Raw genomic sequence first — 17,282 nt, 5'->3', positions numbered from 1 at the left:
GAAAGGGGGGATATTTTCAGCGCTCGCTTATCCAACGCCAAAATACTCGATACTTTTTCCAAGAGCTTGAACCCGGGCCTTTACGCAGATTCTGGAAAACCTCGCGATGCGTGGCGACATCACCATCGACTCGGTGATCCTCAGCGACTTCGCGTAGCGGTGCTGCATTCCTCTGCGCAACGGCTGCGATTGACTCGATGTGATTGCTCGACGGGGACACCTTCCAGCTCAAACCATTCAGTCCCAAAGAGGGGGGGTGAATCAAATTTCAGCTCTGGTTTGCAGCCGTTTCCTAAGCACACCCAATTGTTACCGAACGTCCCGGCGCGACGTAACTCCACGCTCAAGTAACAGCCGTCACGCCTTCGCAAAACCTTCCGAAAAAATCGCCTCCGGCCAAACCCTTGCCCCAAAAGCGTTCCAGTTAAACCCTGTGCTTTATTGAACAGCGATCCAACAAGTTGGCCGCCTGATTGCATATTCTTGTATGTACAAGTAAACGTGTGTGCACAAGAGTCGCGGGAACCTCTTCACCTCCACCGCCTTGCTTGTAGAGCAATGCCGCGCACAACAAAGACGTGTGCATCGGCAACCGCGTCGTGATTCTCAAGGACGGCCGATTGATTCAGATTGGTGCACCGAAAGGGATCCTTGACTCGTCTGCTGACGAATAGGTTGATCGCTTCGTTCAGCGTCCTGCCGCACCTGCTTGAAATGAGTTTTTCCGGACGACGTGTATCCAATGTGGCCAGGGGCCGAATCCTCTGGCCACAGGTGTAACTCGACAACAACCCTTGCGTGAGGCTTCACATGTCACAGGCTAAAAAAATTGTTATCGCCGATGCGCCGTTGCGTTGGCAGGATGTGGTCGCAGTTGCCCGGCACGGTGCTGTGCTTGAATTGTCGGCTCAAACCTGGGCACGGATCGACAATGCCCAGGCCATCGTCCAGCACATCGTCGTCAGCGGCGAGCGCGCGTATGGCGTCAATACCGGTTTGGGCGCGCTCTGCAATGTCTCGCTGCAAGGCGAACAACTGAGCCAACTGTCGCGCAATACATTGCTTAGCCACGCGTGTGGCGTCGGTGCACCACTGACCGATGAGCAGACGCGGTCGATCATGTGCGCGGCGATCATAAATTACAGCCACGGCAAATCCGGTCTGCATCGGCAAGTGGTCGAAGCGCTATTGGCCTTGCTCAATCGCGGGATTACCCCACAAGTACCGTCCCAGGGTTCGGTCGGCTACCTGACTCACATGGCGCATATCGGCATCAGTCTGCTGGGGGTCGGCCAGGTCAGTTATCGCGGGCAGATCGTCCCTGCGCAGCAAGCTTTGGCTGAAGAAGGCTTGAAGCCGGTGCAGTTGGGCGCGAAAGACGGGCTGTGCCTGGTCAACGGTACGCCGTGCATGACCGGCCTGAGCTGCCTCGCCCTCGCCGATGCAACCCGCTTGATCCAGTGGGCAGACGTGATCGGTGCCATGAGCTTCGAAGCCCAGCGCGGTCAGATCGACGCATTCGACGCTGAAATAATCGCCCTCAAGCCACATCCGGGCATGCAGCAAGTCGGCATCAACTTGCGCGGCCTGCTCGATGGCAGTGAAGTGATCGCCAGCAGCAAGGGCATTCGTACTCAAGATGCACTGAGCATCCGTTCGATCCCGCAAGTACATGGTGCGGCCCGTGATCAACTTGACCACGCGACCCGGCAGATCGAAACCGAACTCAACTCCGCCACTGACAACCCGCTGCTTCTGGGTACACCGGATAACTACCGGGTGATGTCTCAGGCCAACCCGCACGGCCAGTCGGTGGCCTTGGCTGCCGACTTGCTGGCGATCGCCATGGCGGAGATCGGCTCGATCGCCGAGCGTCGCCTGGACCGTTTGATCAACCCGCACGTCAGTGGCTTGCCGGCATTTCTGGTGAGCAACCCTGGGGTTAACTCTGGAATGATGATCGTCCAGTACGTTGCCGCTTCCTTGTGTGCGGAAAATCGTCAGCTGGCGCAACCGGCGGTGCTCGACAATTACGTCACATCGGGTCTGCAGGAAGACCACCTGAGCATGGGCACCAACGCTGCACTGAAGCTGCATCGGGCGCTGGAAAACTGCACGCAGATCCTCGCTATCGAGTATCTGCTGGCGGCCCAGGCCTTCGAATTTCTCAAGGCTGACTTTCTCAAGGGGCCATGCTTCGGTGCAGGCACGGAGGTCGCTTGGCGACTGCTGCGCGAGCGCGTTCCGGCCTACGACCAGGACCGCTGGCTGGCGCCAGATATCGCCAGTGCAGCAAGCGTGTTGAAAGATCCGCAATTGCTGCAAACCGCGTTACCGAGCCTGCACTAAAATCGATTCCCAAGCAGCGTGCCAAGCCGCAGCCATTCATAAGTGGCTGCGGCGGATAATCGCCACCAAAGCACTCACCCAATCGTTCCCCATCGCGCACCAACATCTCTCAATTTGTTACCGAGCGCCCCGGCATAGCGCAATTCCACACTCAAGTAACGACCGTCACACCTTCGCAAAGTCTCTCAAAAAAAATTGCCTCCCGCCAAACCCTTGTCCCAAAGCCATTCCCACCAAACCTGAGCTTTATAGAAAAGCGATCCAATAAGTTGGCCGCTTGATTGCATAGCCTTGTATGTACAAGTAAGTATGTGTGCGTAAGAGTCACGAGAACCTCTTTGCCTCTCCACTATTTCACTTGTAGCGCAATGCCGTGCACAGGCTTGCTCGCCCGCTGCCTGGCTGGTTTTTACTGCTTTGTATGGTATGCACAAAAATAGTTGTGCATACCCGCACAGGAGATTCGGCCTGAGCCGGATCAGATCGCAACACTCCATTGATTAGGCAGGAATTATCAAGATGTCGAAGAAATCAAGCTGGTTGGGTTCTGTAGCGCTCAGTGCAATGGTTCTCGCCTGTGCTCCGGCACTGCAGGCCAAAGAATGGACTTCGGTGAATATTGCAACCGAGGGCGCCTATGAGCCCTGGAACGTGACTCTGCCAGGCGGAAAAATTGGCGGCTTCGAACCGGAGCTGATGGATATCATCTGTCCGCGCATGAAGCTCAAGTGCAACATTGTCGTACAGAACTGGGACGGGATGATCGCCAGCCTCAATGCCGGTAAATTCGACATGCTGATGGACGCCATTGTCATCAACGAAGAGCGCCAAAAGGTAATGGCCTTTTCGATTCCCTACGCCCAGACACCTGCCAGTTTCGTTGCGCTGAAAGCCGATCTGTTGCCGGGCAAAACCGGTGCCGAAGCCGCCATCACACTGGGTACCGACGCCAAGGAAGTACGCGCCGGCGTTGAAGAGCTGCGCAAGGCACTCAAGGGCAAGACCATTGGTATCGCCTCCGGCACCATTTACACGTCATTCATTGATCAGAACTTCAAGGATGTGGCGACCATTCGTGAATACGGCAGCTCGGCCGAAGCCATTCTCGACCTGCTGGCCGGCCGCATTGACGTCGCATTCGATGACGTGACCTTTTTCAATTCGGTGATGGACAAGCCGGAAAACAAACCGCTGGCCTTTACCGGCCCGGTCATCAAAGGCCCGATCTGGGGTGAAGGGGAAGCTCTAGGCTTCCGCCAGACAGACCCTGAGCTCAAAGCCAAGTTCGACGCAGCTCTCAAGGAAGCCATGGCTGACGGCACGATCAAGACACTTAGCGAGAAGTGGTTCAAAGTAGACCTCACACCTAAGTCTTGACCCCTGAATTGCCCGGCACCGTGAAGGCTGCCGGGCTGCTTAAACCTTCTCAAGAATGGGAGCCTCTATGAACCTCTTGCAGCTACTCAGTTTTGGTGACTCAGGCTGGGGAATGGCGCTGCTCAAGGCAGCGGGCATGACCGTGATATTGACCCTGGCAGCGCTGCTGGTGGGTGCGGTATTTGGCAGCCTGGTCGCGGCTGCCAAGCTATCCCGTCGACGCAGTTTGCGCTGGCTGGGGGATCTGTATTCGATACTGTTCAGGGGGATCCCCGAGTTGCTGGTGATCTACCTGTTCTACTTTGGCGGAGCCAGTGTGGTGACGGCGGTTGGCCACTGGTTCGGGGGTGAAGGCTACATCGACGTGCCACCTTTTCTGGTCGGCGCGTTGGCAGTCGGGCTGATTTCCGGCTCCTATCAGGCTGAAGTCTACCGTGGCGCTTTTCTCGCGGTATCGCGAGGCGAACTGGAAGCCGGCCTGGCCATAGGCATGTCCCGCGCGATGCGCTTCAAACGGATTCTGGTCCCCCAGGTGCTGCGATTTGCGCTGCCCGGCCTGGGAAATGTCTGGCAAATGAGCCTGAAAGACTCGGCGCTGATTTCGGTCATCGGCCTGGTGGAATTGATGCGTGCCAGCCAGGTTGCGGCCGGTTCCACTCGTCAATATTTCACGTTCTACATCATCGGGGGCGCCGTGTACCTCATTCTAACCGGCTTGTCCGGTCGGCTTTTCAATATGGCTGAGGCTCGTGTGCGTCGCACGCGGCAGCGCAGTCCAGTCTAGTTCGAGTCGGGAGCGCTACGTATGATCGATTTTCCGTTCCTCGCTGACACCATGCTCAAGCTTTTGGCAGCGCTGCCCACAACGCTGACGCTGTTTTTCAGCTCATTGGTGATCGGCCTTACCCTGTCTGTCGGCATTGTCAGCCTGCGGGTCAGCCGCTGGTGGTTTTTCAGCTATCCGGCGCGGTTCTACATCATGTTGTTTCGCGGTACGCCGCTGCTGATTCAAATGTTCCTGATTTACTACGGGCTGGGCCAGTTCCCGGCCATTCGCGATAGCTTCGCCTGGGTACTGCTCAAATCGCCCTATGGCTGCGCGGTGCTTTCACTGGCCTTGTGTACCGCCGGTTACACCGCCGAAATTATTCGCGGTGGGCTGCTTAGCGTGCCACAAGGGCAAATCGAGGCGGGCAAGGCCGTGGGCATGTCGCCTTGGGAACTGCTACTCCGGATCATTGCTCCGGTCACCCTGCGCCAGGCCCTGCCGGCCTACTCCACGGAAGCCATTTTGCTGGTCAAGTCCACGGCTCTGGCTAGCCTGGTGACTGTGTGGGACGTCACTGGCGTCGCGCAGCAGATCATCCAGCGTACCTATCGCACGATGGAAGTGTTCATTTGCGCAGCCCTGATCTATCTGGTGCTGAATTTCCTGGTCGTCCGCGCTGTCGCCTGGCTCGAGTATCGCCTCTCGCCGCACTTGCGTGAGCGGCCAGTTGACGCCATCAAAAAAGCCAGCCCCTCGCTGCCTTCCCATTCCTGATTTGATACGGAGCATGCCATGAGCACTCAGCCCGCTTCAGCCTTGTCGGTAACTAACATTCAGAAGTCCTTCGGCAGCGCACATGTCCTCAAAGGCATTTCCCTGGAAGCCCACAAGGGCGATGTGATCTCGATCCTCGGTGCAAGTGGATCAGGTAAAAGTACCTTCCTGCGTTGCATCAACCTCCTGGAAACACCCGATCAAGGCATCATCAGCGTCAATGGTGAAGTGATCGAAATGAAGCAGCATGCCGACGGCCGCCAGACACCGAGCAACAGCCGCCAGGTCGAGCGCATGCGCAGCTGCCTGGGTATGGTGTTCCAGAGCTTCAACCTCTGGTCGCACATGACGGTGCTGCAAAACGTCATCGAAGGCCCGATGCGGGTTCTCAAACGTTCCCGTGCCGAATGCGTTGAGGAAGCAGAAGCCCTGCTGCACAAGGTCGGCCTGTACGATCGCCGCGACTATTACCCGGCGCACCTGTCCGGTGGCCAGCAGCAACGCGTAGCGATAGCCCGCGCACTGGCAATGAATCCACAGGTCATGTTGTTCGACGAACCAACCTCGGCACTTGACCCTGAACTGGTTGGAGAGGTGTTGCGCGTAATGCGCTCTCTGGCTGAAGAAGGCCGCACCATGCTGGTGGTCACGCACGAAATGGGCTTTGCCCGACACGTGTCAAATCGGGTGGTGTTCATGCATGGCGGCCTCATCGATGTGCAGGGTACACCGACGGAACTATTCGAAGGCTTGCCCACCGAACGCTTTCGGCAATTCGTCTCCAGCCATCATGAGAGAAGCGCCGAATAAGCACGGCCCGCGGAGCGCGCGCCAAGCCATAAACCCAAAAACGAAAAAGCCCCGTAGTGTGTTCAGCTACGGGGCTTTCATGTATTGCGTACAGCATGATTTGTCATACGCCGGAGCGCTGGAAGTCTTCAGTAGCGCGCCGGCAGCCAGAATCGACGACGCCTGAGCCTGATGCGAGAAGAACCGCCTGCCCGGCCAGCAACTGTCCGAGCTTGCGGCCACTAAAGCGGATCTGCGACAGGCTCAGGGCCGTGAACCCGATCATCACCGCCGCCGGCCGTCGCACCTCCTGACAGAATTCGCTGACTGGTTGCAAGGCCAGTCCGATGCCGCTGGCACGGCGACAGAAGTCGGATTCGTCACTGCCCGCAGGCAATTCCAGGACGAAGTGCAGACCGGCATGGTGCCCGGAAACCGAATAACCTCCCGGCGCCTGTTCCGCCAGACAGGCCAGCAACGCGTCACGGCGTTCCTGATAGGCCTGGCGCGCCGAGCGCAGGTAACGCACGAACGCCCCGCTCCTCATGTATTCCGCCAGCGCAGCCTGCTCGGTGACCCCAACGGAGCGGCCGGTGGTCTGCAGGGTCGCCAGCAGGCGATTGCGCAACGCCCCGGGAACCAGCATGAAACCGACGCGCAGCCCGGCGAACAAGGTCTTGTTGAAGCTGCCGCAGTAGATCACCCGGTCATCGCGGTCCAGGGACTTGAGGGCTGCCAGTGGCGCGCTGTTGTAGTTGAATTCGCTGTCGTAGTCGTCCTCCACCACCCAGGCATCGGTCCGGCTGGCCCAGTCCAGCAGGGCCAGGCGCCGCGACACCGAGAGGGTCACCCCGAGCGGCGACTGGTGCGCGGGCGTGACATAAACCAACCGGGCATCGCCGTGCTCGCGCAGTGCCCCATCGTCGATGCCGTCTTCGAGGACCGGGATATACACCAGCCGCGCTCCAGCCATGGAAAAGATCCTTTTCGCCGACAGGTAACCCGGATCTTCGACACACACCTTGTCACCCTGCGTCACCACGCTGCGGGCCACCAGGTCCAGGGAGTGGCGAATGCCCGTGGTCACGATCAGGTCATCAGGCTTGCAGCGGATGCCACGGTACTTGGCCAGGTAATCGGCAATCTGTTCGCGCAGGGCCAGCATGCCGCCGGGGTCTGGCGAACAGAGCAACTGCGCCGAGGCTTCGGCCATGGCCTTGGCAACCGCCCGCGACCACACGCGAATGGGGAACAGCGCCGGGTCCGCCAGGCGTGCCACGAAAGGCTGCCCTACCCTGACCGCGATCTCCAGCGCCGGCGGCGGTGCTGCTGGCGTCTGCTGCTCCCGTGCCTGGAGAGCCGCCCGGGCCTGCGGCGCGCGAATAAAGAGATCGGGCACCACCGCACTGACCCGAGTCCCCGAGCCCGACACCCGGGTCACATAACCTTCGCTGCGCAAGCGGTCGAAGACCATTTCCACGGTCCCCCGGGACAGCGACCAGCGCTGCGCCAGGGTTCGCGTAGAAGGCAACTGGCTACCGGCGGGCAGGAGTTTTTCCAGGATCGCGCCGCGCAATGCCTCATAGGCGCTTTCCTGTTTGGTCAACACCCGGCTGCCATCGCTCAGGCTACCGGGCTGGGGCAGATCCAGGGGAACGGAAACCTTTCCTCGGCTCATAGTGGTCCAGTCGAAATACTAATTAATGGCTCTCGGAATTAAACCACAAAGCGCTTAACGTCACGGTCCTGTAACGGATACCCAAGAACGCAATGGCTTCTACACCCTCCCCGAATTCACCCTCGCAACCATTGGCGGCCCGAGCCTGACTTGCCACTGGATGTCATGCTCGCCCCTACGGAATAACCCATGCCTGTAAAATCTAACCTGGCGCCCTGGATCTGGTCGGCGTTGTTGCTGGTGGTCGTCTGCCTGCCACGCGTCACCATCGACATCTACCTGCCCTCATTGCCGGCGATGGCCGATGCCCTGCGTGCCAGCGATGCCCAACTGCAACTGACCCTCACCCTGTACATGGTCGGGTACGCCTTTTCGATGTTGATTGGCGGCCCGCTCTGCGATCATTTTGGTCGGCGGCCAGTGCTGATCGGCGGCACGGCGCTGTACCTGATGGCAACCCTGATGTGCGCGCTCGCCCGCGATGTCGAGGTGCTGATCGTCGCCCGGATGCTCCAGGCCCTCGGTGGCTGCTGCGGCACGGTGATCGGCAGGGTCATGGTCCGCGACCGTTTCGACCGCCATGAACAGACCCGCCTGCTCAGCCGGATCTCCATGGGCATGGCCATTTCGCCGATGGTGGCCCCGATGATCGGCAGCCTTATCGAAACCGCCTTCGGCTGGCGTGGAGTGTTTGCCATCCTGAGCGTGATTGCTGCGCTAACGCTGACCCTGATCAGCCTGCTGCTGCCGGAAACCCGTCCGTCCGCCCAGCCCGATACGCGCCAGCAAGGCACCCTGCGCATTTACGCACGACTGCTGCGCGACCGCTATTTCCTGCGCTACTCCCTGGCCATAGGTTGCGTGTACTGCACCTATTTTCCGTTTATCGCCGAGTCCTCGACCCTGCTGCAACGCACCCTGCGCCTGTCCTCAATGGAATATGCCCAAGTGTTCGCCGTCACCGTGGCCGGTTATGTGCTGGGCTCCAATCTGTTCCGCCGCCTGTCCGTCAGACACGATGCCGATACTCTGATCAGCTACGCCATCGCCCTGAATCTGGTGGGCTCGTTGCTACTGACCATGGCCACCCGGCTCTGGCCCGAGGCGCTGCTGTCGATCGTCTGCCCGATGCTGCTGATCATGCTCTCGGTGGGTATCGCCATCCCCGCCTGCCAACTGGCGGTACTGCAACCCTTCTCGGCCATAGCCGGCACCGCTTCAGGGCTGTTTTTCTTTATCCAGATGGCCATGACCGCGGTGTGCGGCTTCGTCACCGGCAAACTTTCGGATGGCAGCGTCTACCCGATGATGATCATGACCTCGATCTTCAGCATCAGCTTCTGCCTGGTCTGGCTGCTGTTCAAAACAGAGACTGCCCCGCAGGAAGAGGCGCTGGGCGAACGCTGAAGCGGCGCTGGACATGTGGCAAACAAAACGCCAGAAACGAAAAAGCCCCCGTAACTTTTCAGCTACGGGGGCTTTTTCTATGTAATGGCGGAGAGATAGGGATTCGAACCCTAGGTACCGGTGAAGGTACAACGGATTTCGAATCCGTCCCATTCGGCCACTCTGGCATCTCTCCAACGGCGCGCATCATAACAGCACATTCAGCGGAAGCGAACCCCCTGAGTGAAATTTTTTCCGTGCTATCAGATGCTTGCGTCGATTACAGCGGTACGCCGAGGCGCTTGGCGACTTCTTCGTAGGCTTCGATGACGTCACCGAGGCCCTGACGGAAGCGGTCCTTGTCCATTTTCTTGCCGGTGGCCTTGTCCCACAGGCGGCAGCCGTCCGGGCTGAACTCGTCGCCGAGGACGATTTCACCGTGGAACACGCCGAATTCAAGCTTGAAGTCGACCAGCAGCAGGCCGGCATCGTCGAACAGTTTGCTCAGGACTTCGTTGACCTTGAGCGACAGTTCTTTCATGCGAACCAGTTGCTCGGCCTTGCCCCAACCGAATGCCACGACGTGGGATTCGTTGATGAACGGGTCGCCCTTGGCGTCGTCCTTCAGGAACAGTTCGAAGGTGTAAGGGTTGAGCTTCATGCCCTCTTCGACACCCAGACGCTTGACCAGGCTGCCGGCGGCGTAGTTACGCACGACGCACTCGACCGGGATCATGTCGAGCTTCTTCACCAGGCACTCGTTGTCGCCCAGCAGTTTGTCGAATTGGGTCGGCACGCCGGCTTCTTCGAGTTTCTGCATGATGAAGGCGTTGAACTTGTTGTTCACCATGCCTTTGCGGTCGAGCTGCTCGATGCGCTTGCCGTCGAACGCCGAGGTGTCGTTGCGAAACAGCAGGATCAAGCGGTCAGCGTCATCGGTCTTGTAAACCGATTTGGCTTTGCCGCGGTAGAGTTCTTCACGTTTTTCCATGATGGGCTCCGCTTGCTAAGTAGATGGGCTAGGCGATATGTCGCCAGTCGAGCCCTGAATCTTGATCGGCCAATTGCAGCCAGTCCGGGTCGCACCCAAGGGTGTCGACAAAACATTGCCGGGCCAGCTGCGGCAGGTTGTTCTTGCTGCTCAGATGGGCCAGTACCAGGTGTTGCAGGTCCTGCCAGCCCAACTCGGCCACCAGGCTTGCGGCCTGATGGTTGTTCAAATGTCCCAGTTCACCGCCTACCCGCTGCTTGAGAAAGTACGGGTAGTGACCGCGGGCCAGCAGGTCGCGGCAGTGATTGGATTCGATCATCAATGCATCGAGATCCCGATAACCGTCCAGCACCGTGGCGCAATACGAACCGAGGTCGGTCAGCAGGCCGAAACGCCGCGAACCGTCACTGAAGACGTACTGCGTCGGTTCCTGCGCATCGTGGGCCACGGCAATGACGCCGATACTCAGCCCGCCGATCTGCAACTGCTCACCACCGGCGATAAAGCCTGCCGGTTCAACCGGTTTGCGCATCCCGCGCAGGGTGCCACGACTCAGGTAGACAGGAAGATTGTAGCGCCGAGACAGCAAACCCACGCCATGCACGTGGTCGGCATGTTCGTGGGTCACCAGTATCGCGCTCAACTGCGTCGGGCTTACACCCAGGCGCAGCAGGCGTTTTTCGGTTTCACGCAAGGAGAAACCACAATCGACCAGGACGTACGTGTCATCACTGGCTATCAGCGTGCCATTCCCTTGGCTACCACTGCCGAGAACGGCGAAACGCATCTGATCAGCCCAGGTTGTCCTGAATCACGCCCAACACTTTGCGCGCCACTTCAGCCGGCGCAACGGTGTTGATGTTCTTCTCGACGGTCACTTGTACGTTCTCGCCAACCTTGCTCAGACGAACCTGATAACGCTCGGCGCGGGCTTCAACTTCTTCCTTGCTCGGCGCACTGCCGAACAGGTTGCTGAAGAAACCTGGCTTCTGGTCTTTCTTCTCGGCTTTTTCGGAAAGGTTGATGTAGTACAGGCCCAGGCTGCGGTTGATGTCTTCAACGCGCCATTCACCCTTTTCCAGCGCGCGCCCTACGCTCGACCAGGCACGGTCAAGGTCGGTACCGACGTTGAGCACCGGGTTACCGCTGCCGTCTTCAGTCAGGCTGACACGGTTTGGCGTATCGAAATCACGCGAGGCGAGCATCGAGACCGAACCGCCCTTCTCCGACGTGCGGCTCATGCTGGCGAGCATGTCGTCGATCAGCGCAGCGTCCAGGCCAGTGTTGACCGAACGGTTGGTGAACGCGACATCGGCGGTGCTACCGGCAGGACGCTCGGCGCTGACCACGTAGACTTCACTGGTGTTGCGCTGCACGCCTGGCTCGATGCGCACCCGCACCCGAGTCTGGCTGTCAGAACCAACGCCGGTACTGCTCAGGCGCTTGGCCATCGTCGCGGAAAGCTCGTCAGGACGCTGCCAGGCCGTGGTGAACTCGCCGGTTTGCGGACGCTGTTGATCCAGACGGAAGCCGTTGTCCTGGAAGAACTGCACAGCCACTGGCCAGACTTCAGCCGGTGGATGCTGGGCCATGACCCAACGCGTATCGCCGCTTTTTTGCAGGCTGTAATCGCTGGCATCGGCAATCGCCGACAACGGCTGCGGACGAGGAACGACGTATTCGCCCTTGAACGTGTCATCGGCGACGTTGCGCGGAATCGGCAGCAACGGGTCCAGGCGCTTGGAGGTATGGACATCCGGCGGCAGTTGCATCGGTGCAGTCTGTTGCGCTTCCAGGTAATCGCTACCACGGTCACGGAAGTAACCTTCCGGGCCCCAGATCCATCCACAGCCACTGGTGCTGGAGATAATCAAGGCAAGTGCGGAAAGTCCGGCCATTCGCTTCATGCGTTGTACTTCCTCAATTAAACCAATACGCCGGACTGGCGCATGGCCTGTCGCAGCGGTTCGTGACAGGCTTCGCTGAGCCAGGTGAGCGGCAGACGGATACCGTCCGGCATCAAGCCCATTTCATGCAGCGCCCATTTCACGGGGATAGGGTTGGATTCGATAAACAGGGTTTTATTGAGCGGCATCAGCTTTTCGTGGATCGCGCGGGCTTTCACGGCATCACCGTTCAAGGCGGCGATGCACAGATCGCTCATGTCACGCGGCGCAACGTTGGCAGTCACCGAGATATTGCCTTTGCCGCCCAGCAGGATCAGCTCGACTGCGGTGGCGTCGTCGCCGGAAATCACCAGGAAGTCCTTGCTGACACCGTCGAGGATGGCCTTGGCGCGCGAAAGATCGCCCGTGGCTTCCTTGATGCCGATGATGTTCTTCACGGTCGACAGGCGGATGACCGTCTCGGCCTGCATGTCGCACGCGGTACGACCCGGCACGTTGTAGAGGATCTGCGGGATGTCGACAGCTTCGGCGATGGTCTTGAAGTGCAGGTACAGGCCTTCTTGCGTCGGCTTGTTGTAGTACGGCGTTACCAGCAGGCACGCATCGGCGCCGGCGGTCTTCGCATTGGTGGTCAGTTCGATCGCTTCGCGCGTCGAATTGGCGCCTGTACCGGCGATTACCGGAATACGACCGTTGACCTGCTTGACCACGCGACGAATCACTTCGATGTGTTCGTTCACGTCAAGGGTCGCAGACTCACCTGTGGTGCCGACCGCCACAATGGCGTGGGTGCCGTTTTGCAGGTGAAAGTCCACCAGTTTGCTCAGGCTGTCCCAGTCAAGACGACCCTGTGCATCCATGGGTGTGACCAGTGCCACCATACTGCCCGCAATCATGCAACCGCTCCTGCCGGAAAAAGAGAACGGTAATGGTACTGGCGCCAAGATGCTTGTACAAGCGAAGTACTGCGCTCGCGCCATTCCCCTAAGCGCCGGTTTTCGCTACCCTTCAGACTTTGATCAGTACCGACAGGCTCGTACGCCGGGTTCCAGCCTCCACTTTCGGCCTCACAAGCCCCGATCCTGCGTTGCCGCCTACCCGATCTCGCCTCACTGGAGCTCGTCGCAACCATCTGGCTCGGGCTTTTTGATTTCGCATCCGGACGCCCACCCCGACGAATCGGCCCTTGATAAGTACCGACCGCTCATCGCTTTAGGAATGCTGCATGTCCACCCCCACAGTTCGCGAACAATTCCTTGTCATCAGTGCCCTTGGCGCCAACCCCATGGAGCTGACTAACGTCCTGTGCCGCGCCAGCCATGAAAACCGCTGTGCCGTGGTCACCTCTCGCCTGACCCGTCATGGCGAGTGCAGTGCGTTGGTCCTCGAGATTTCCGGTAGCTGGGACGCGCTGGCGCGCCTTGAAGGCAGCCTGTCGAGCCTCGCCAAAAAGCACGCCTTCACGGTCAACGTGGTGCGCAGCGCGGCGCTGGAAAACCGTCCACAGGCCCTGCCGTATGTCGCCTATGTCAGTTCGGCTTACCGCTCGGACATCATCAACGAGCTGTGCCAGTTCTTCATGGACCACAACGTCGAGCTGGAAAACCTGACCTGCGACACGTATCAGGCACCGCAAACCGGCGGCACCATGCTCAACGCCACATTTACCGTGACGCTACCGGCGGGCGTGCAGATCAGCTGGCTGCGCGATCAGTTCCTGGATTTTGCCGACGCGCTGAACCTGGACGCGCTGATCGAACCGTGGCGCCCACAGAACCCAATGTAAGGAAGCTCCCATGGCCGTTGCTATCGACCAACCTGTCGCCGATTTCGAAGCGCCTGCCACCAGCGGGCAAACCGTCAGCCTCGCGGCCCTCAAGGGCAAGCAAGTGGTGATCTACTTCTATCCCAAGGACAGCACGCCGGGTTGCACCACCGAAGGTCAGGGCTTTCGCGACCAGTATGCGCAGTTCACCGCGGCCAACACCGAAGTGTTCGGCGTATCGCGTGACAGCCTGAAATCCCACGAGAACTTCAAGTGCAAACAGGAGTTCCCGTTCGAGCTGATCAGCGACAAGGACGAAACCATCTGTCAGCTGTTCGACGTGATCAAGCTGAAAAAGCTCTATGGCAAGGAATACATGGGGGTTGATCGCAGCACTTTCCTGATCGACAAGAATGGCGTGCTGCGTCAGGAATGGCGTGGCGTGAAAGTGCCAGGGCATGTTGATGCGGTATTGGCTGCGGCCCAAGCCTTGAACAAAGCCTGAGTTATTTACGTTCTGCAGGAGCAGAGCTTGCTAGCGATGAACGATAACGCGGTGTGTCAGGTACACCGTCATCGCGGGCAAGCCTTGCTCCTGCAGGTCAGCGGTAATTACAACAACGGCGCGACTATCGGCTCCTTGCGCGGCCAGGCATCCAGCACTGCCTTGAACAGGGTAGCCAGCGGAATCGCGAAAAACACGCCCCAGAACCCCCACAGCCCGCCGAACAGCAGCACTGCGCAAATGATCGCCACCGGGTGCAGATTGACCGCCCCCGAAAACAGCAGCGGCACCAGCACATTGCCGTCCAGCACCTGAATGATCCCGTAGACTGCCATCAAGTAGATGAACTGATCGCTCCAGCCCCACTGGAACAACGCAATCAGCAGCACCGGCACGGTCACCACCACCGCCCCGACATACGGCACCACCACTGAAACACCGACCAACAGTGCCAGCAGCGCGGCGTAGTTGAGCCCCAGGGTAACGAAGCCGATGTAGGTCGCCCCGCCGCAAATGACCATTTCCATGACCTTGCCGCGAATGTAATTGGCGATCTGCCGGTTCATTTCTTCGGCAACGCGGGTGATCAGTGCACGCTCACGCGGCAGATACCCGCGAACCCACTGGCCGATCATCACCCGGTCCTTGAGGAAGAAAAACACCAGGATCGGCACCAGCACCAGATAGATCATGATGTTCACCAGCAGTGGCAAGCTGGACAGCGAGAACGTCAACGCCCACTGACCGAACTTGCCAATCTCGCCACGCGCCACCTCGATGGCCTGCAGCACCTGTTGATCGGACACCAGATGCGGATAGCGCTTGGGCAGCAACAGCAGCAACGACTGCCATTTGGCGAGCATGCCCGGCAGTTCGTTGAACAAGGCAATCAGTTGATGCCAAAGCAACGGCAGCACCACGACCAGAAATAGCAACAACATGCCCATGAACAACGCGAACACCAGCCCCACCGCGGCAGCACCGGGCAAATGCAGGCGTTCAAGGGTACTGACCAGGCCTTGCATCAGATACGCCAGCACCATTCCCGCCAATACTGGCGCGAGCATTCCACCCAGAGTCAGGACCGCGGTGAAGGCTAGAAAGAGCAGTACGGCCAGGACCACGGCCTCCTCATCGGAGAAGTAGCGCTGAATCCAGTCGCGTAACACTTTGAACATCGATATTCCTTAACAACGAACGCCGCAAAATTCAGGCTTTTTTCAGCCAGTAGCGATAAACGCCAGCTTCGTCTTCTTCATGAAGCAGCGTATGACCTGCCAAACGGGCAAAGGTGCGAAAGTCGCGTTGCGAGCCGGCATCGGTAGCGATGACCTTGAGTACCGCGCCGCTGGGCAGGCGATTGAGTTCCAGCTTGGCCTTGAGCAACGGCAATGGACAGTTCAACCCGCTGGCGTCCAGTTCGGCGTCATGCTCTACAGCGTCGGTCATTGCTTCACTCCGGATAGGTGATTGAGTGATCTAGAATATCTGGTCGCAACGCATGTGTCCGGCTACAGTAAGGTCTTTGTCGACTAAGGCTTCATGCATGACTTTTCTGCGCCCCACCCTGCTGACGCTCGCTTGCCTGCTAGCCTCACCGGGCTTTGCCGACGACCTGCCGTCACTTGGCGATGCCAGTTCTGCCATCGTATCGCCACAGCAGGAATACCAGTTGGGCCGCGCATGGCTGGCGATGCTGCGCAGCCAGGTGTCACAACTCAACGACCCACTGCTCAAGGATTACGTCGAAACCAGTGTCTATAAACTGGTGGAAACCAGCCAGGTGAATGACCGGCGCCTGGAGTTCATTCTGATCAACAGCCCGCAACTCAACGCCTTCGCCGCACCCGGCGGGATTGTCGGAGTCAACGGCGGCCTGTTTCTGAATGCCCAGACTGAAAGCGAATACGCTTCGGTACTCGCCCATGAATTGGCACACGTGTCGCAACGCCACTTTGCGCGCGGCGTCGAAGCTTCGCAACGTATGCAAATCCCGATGATGGCGGCCCTACTCGGCGGGATCATCGTGGCCGCGGCTGGCGCCGGCGACGCCGGTATCGCTGCCATCGCCAGCACCCAGGCAGCGGCCATTCAGGAGCAACTGCGCTTCTCCCGGGAGAAGGAGCAGGAAGCCGACCGTATCGGCATGCTCAACCTCGAGAAAGCCGGTTACGACCCGCGCTCGATGCCGACCATGTTCGAACGTCTGATGCGCCAGTACCGTTTCAATGCCAAACCGCCCGAATTCCTGCTGACTCACCCGGTCACCGAATCGCGGATCGCCGACACCCGCAACCGCGCCGAGCAGTTCAAACCGGGCGGCAAGGAAGACAGCCTGACGTATCAACTGATTCGCGCGCGCGTCCAGTTATTCTACGAAGACAGTCCGGGTCTTGCCGCTAAACGCTTTCGCGCCCAACTCGATGAAAACCCGAAAAGCGACGTAGCACGTTATGGCCTGGCAATCGCCCAGATCAAGGGCAGCCTGTTCAACGACGCCCGTGAGAACCTCAAGCAGTTGCTGGCCAAGTCGCCTGACGAAATCATCTACAACCTGGCGCAAGTCGATCTGGACATCGCCAACAGTCGCCTGCCGGATGCACAGGCGCGGGTCGACCGGATGCTCGTGCAGTACCCGCGCAACTATCCGCTGAATCAGGTGCGGGTCGACTTGCTGCTCAAGCAGAACCGCCCGGCTGACGCCGAGAAAGCCCTTGAAGCCTTGCTCAAGAACCGCCCGAACGATCCGGACGTCTGGTACATGGTGGCCGAGACTCGTGGCCAGTCCGGCAACATCATTGGCCTGCATCAAGCCCGCGCCGAGTACTTCGCACTGATCGGCGACTACCGCCAGGCGATCCAGCAACTGGACTTCGCCAAACGTCGCGCGGGCACCAACTTCCCACTGTCGTCACGCATCGATGCGCGTCAACGGGAGCTGATGGAGCAAGAGCGCCTGGTCAAGGACATGATGGGCTGAGGTTTCTTTGCC

The 17,282-nt window shown here is 59.2% G+C and carries 16 protein-coding genes, 1 tRNA gene and 2 pseudogenes; 11 read left to right on the top strand and 8 right to left on the bottom strand.

Features of this window, described 5'->3' with window-relative positions; translation table 11 throughout:
• Nucleotides 1-73: 73 nt before the first annotated feature.
• From AO353_RS31585 to AO353_RS17705, 7 genes and pseudogenes are all read left to right on the top strand, one after another.
• Nucleotides 74-154: pseudogene (locus AO353_RS31585) on the top strand (short-chain dehydrogenase); the annotation flags it as partial.
• 424 nt (nucleotides 155-578) lie between these two features.
• Nucleotides 579-674: pseudogene (locus tag AO353_RS32180) on the top strand (glycine betaine/L-proline ABC transporter ATP-binding protein); the annotation flags it as partial.
• Nucleotides 675-810: 136 nt separating this feature from the next.
• The gene (gene hutH, locus AO353_RS17725; RefSeq protein WP_054596122.1) at nucleotides 811-2,349 is read left to right on the top strand and encodes a histidine ammonia-lyase; all 1,539 of its coding nucleotides are present in this window, start codon (nucleotides 811-813) and stop codon (nucleotides 2,347-2,349) included.
• Between the two features lie 612 nt (nucleotides 2,350-2,961).
• A complete protein-coding gene (locus AO353_RS17720) occupies nucleotides 2,962-3,726 on the top strand; it encodes a transporter substrate-binding domain-containing protein (RefSeq protein ID WP_102667258.1) in 765 nt (254 codons plus the stop codon).
• 67 nt (nucleotides 3,727-3,793) lie between these two features.
• The gene (locus AO353_RS17715) at nucleotides 3,794-4,510 is read left to right on the top strand and encodes an ABC transporter permease (protein WP_054596120.1); all 717 of its coding nucleotides are present in this window, start codon (nucleotides 3,794-3,796) and stop codon (nucleotides 4,508-4,510) included.
• A 21-nt stretch (nucleotides 4,511-4,531) separates the two neighbouring features.
• On the top strand, nucleotides 4,532-5,269 hold the full coding sequence (locus AO353_RS17710; protein ID WP_054596119.1) for an ABC transporter permease: 738 nt from the start codon (nucleotides 4,532-4,534) through the stop codon (nucleotides 5,267-5,269).
• An 18-nt stretch (nucleotides 5,270-5,287) separates the two neighbouring features.
• Nucleotides 5,288-6,079, top strand: a complete 792-nt coding sequence (locus AO353_RS17705) for an ABC transporter ATP-binding protein (protein WP_054596118.1) — start codon at nucleotides 5,288-5,290, stop codon at nucleotides 6,077-6,079.
• A gap of 103 nt (nucleotides 6,080-6,182) precedes the next feature.
• Here AO353_RS17705 and AO353_RS17700 read toward each other — a convergent pair whose 3' ends face one another.
• Nucleotides 6,183-7,736, bottom strand: coding sequence for a PLP-dependent aminotransferase family protein (locus tag AO353_RS17700; RefSeq protein ID WP_081013752.1), 1,554 nt, complete (start codon nucleotides 7,734-7,736; stop codon nucleotides 6,183-6,185).
• 189 nt (nucleotides 7,737-7,925) lie between these two features.
• Here AO353_RS17700 and AO353_RS17695 point away from each other — a divergent pair, with 189 nt between their 5' ends.
• The gene (locus AO353_RS17695; RefSeq protein WP_054596117.1) at nucleotides 7,926-9,143 is read left to right on the top strand and encodes a multidrug effflux MFS transporter; all 1,218 of its coding nucleotides are present in this window, start codon (nucleotides 7,926-7,928) and stop codon (nucleotides 9,141-9,143) included.
• Between the two features lie 85 nt (nucleotides 9,144-9,228).
• On the opposite strand, the gene AO353_RS17690 is transcribed toward AO353_RS17695, so the two are convergent.
• The 5 genes from AO353_RS17690 to dapA all read right to left on the bottom strand — a co-directional run bounded on the left by AO353_RS17690 (nucleotide 9,229) and on the right by dapA (nucleotide 12,916).
• Nucleotides 9,229-9,318 (bottom strand) — tRNA-Ser (locus tag AO353_RS17690).
• A gap of 84 nt (nucleotides 9,319-9,402) precedes the next feature.
• Nucleotides 9,403-10,113, bottom strand: coding sequence for a phosphoribosylaminoimidazolesuccinocarboxamide synthase (gene purC / locus AO353_RS17685; RefSeq protein WP_019692525.1), 711 nt, complete (start codon nucleotides 10,111-10,113; stop codon nucleotides 9,403-9,405).
• A gap of 28 nt (nucleotides 10,114-10,141) precedes the next feature.
• Nucleotides 10,142-10,900 carry an MBL fold metallo-hydrolase gene (locus AO353_RS17680; protein ID WP_054596116.1) on the bottom strand — a complete coding sequence of 253 codons (759 nt, stop codon included), beginning with the start codon at nucleotides 10,898-10,900 and terminating at the stop codon, nucleotides 10,142-10,144.
• 4 nt (nucleotides 10,901-10,904) lie between these two features.
• Nucleotides 10,905-12,020 carry an outer membrane protein assembly factor BamC gene (gene bamC / locus AO353_RS17675; RefSeq protein ID WP_054596115.1) on the bottom strand — a complete coding sequence of 372 codons (1,116 nt, stop codon included), beginning with the start codon at nucleotides 12,018-12,020 and terminating at the stop codon, nucleotides 10,905-10,907.
• A gap of 17 nt (nucleotides 12,021-12,037) precedes the next feature.
• Nucleotides 12,038-12,916: a 4-hydroxy-tetrahydrodipicolinate synthase gene (gene dapA, locus AO353_RS17670; RefSeq protein WP_054596114.1), complete on the bottom strand. Its 879-nt coding sequence runs from the start codon at nucleotides 12,914-12,916 to the stop codon at nucleotides 12,038-12,040.
• A 329-nt stretch (nucleotides 12,917-13,245) separates the two neighbouring features.
• Between dapA and AO353_RS17665 the strand changes: the two genes are divergently transcribed.
• Nucleotides 13,246-13,806: a glycine cleavage system protein R gene (locus AO353_RS17665; RefSeq protein WP_019692529.1), complete on the top strand. Its 561-nt coding sequence runs from the start codon at nucleotides 13,246-13,248 to the stop codon at nucleotides 13,804-13,806.
• Nucleotides 13,807-13,816: 10 nt separating this feature from the next.
• Entirely contained in the window at nucleotides 13,817-14,290 is a 474-nt protein-coding gene (locus AO353_RS17660) for a peroxiredoxin (protein WP_054596113.1), read from the top strand.
• Between the two features lie 107 nt (nucleotides 14,291-14,397).
• Here the strand turns inward: AO353_RS17660 and AO353_RS17655 are convergent, their stop codons facing one another.
• Together AO353_RS17655 and AO353_RS17650 are read right to left on the bottom strand one after the other, a co-directional pair.
• Nucleotides 14,398-15,468 carry an AI-2E family transporter gene (locus tag AO353_RS17655; RefSeq protein WP_054596112.1) on the bottom strand — a complete coding sequence of 357 codons (1,071 nt, stop codon included), beginning with the start codon at nucleotides 15,466-15,468 and terminating at the stop codon, nucleotides 14,398-14,400.
• Between the two features lie 31 nt (nucleotides 15,469-15,499).
• Nucleotides 15,500-15,739: a sulfurtransferase TusA family protein gene (locus tag AO353_RS17650; RefSeq protein WP_054596111.1), complete on the bottom strand. Its 240-nt coding sequence runs from the start codon at nucleotides 15,737-15,739 to the stop codon at nucleotides 15,500-15,502.
• A 97-nt stretch (nucleotides 15,740-15,836) separates the two neighbouring features.
• On the opposite strand from AO353_RS17650, the gene AO353_RS17645 reads away from it, so the two are divergent.
• Entirely contained in the window at nucleotides 15,837-17,270 is a 1,434-nt protein-coding gene (locus AO353_RS17645; RefSeq protein WP_054596110.1) for a M48 family metalloprotease, read from the top strand.
• Nucleotides 17,271-17,282: the final 12 nt, after the last annotated feature.

The organism is Pseudomonas fluorescens (assembly GCF_001307155.1).
Lineage (GTDB): Bacteria > Pseudomonadota > Gammaproteobacteria > Pseudomonadales > Pseudomonadaceae > Aquipseudomonas > Aquipseudomonas helvetica.
Note: the sequence above shows the minus strand (reverse complement) of the source record. Positions and strands in the feature narration are given on the sequence as shown.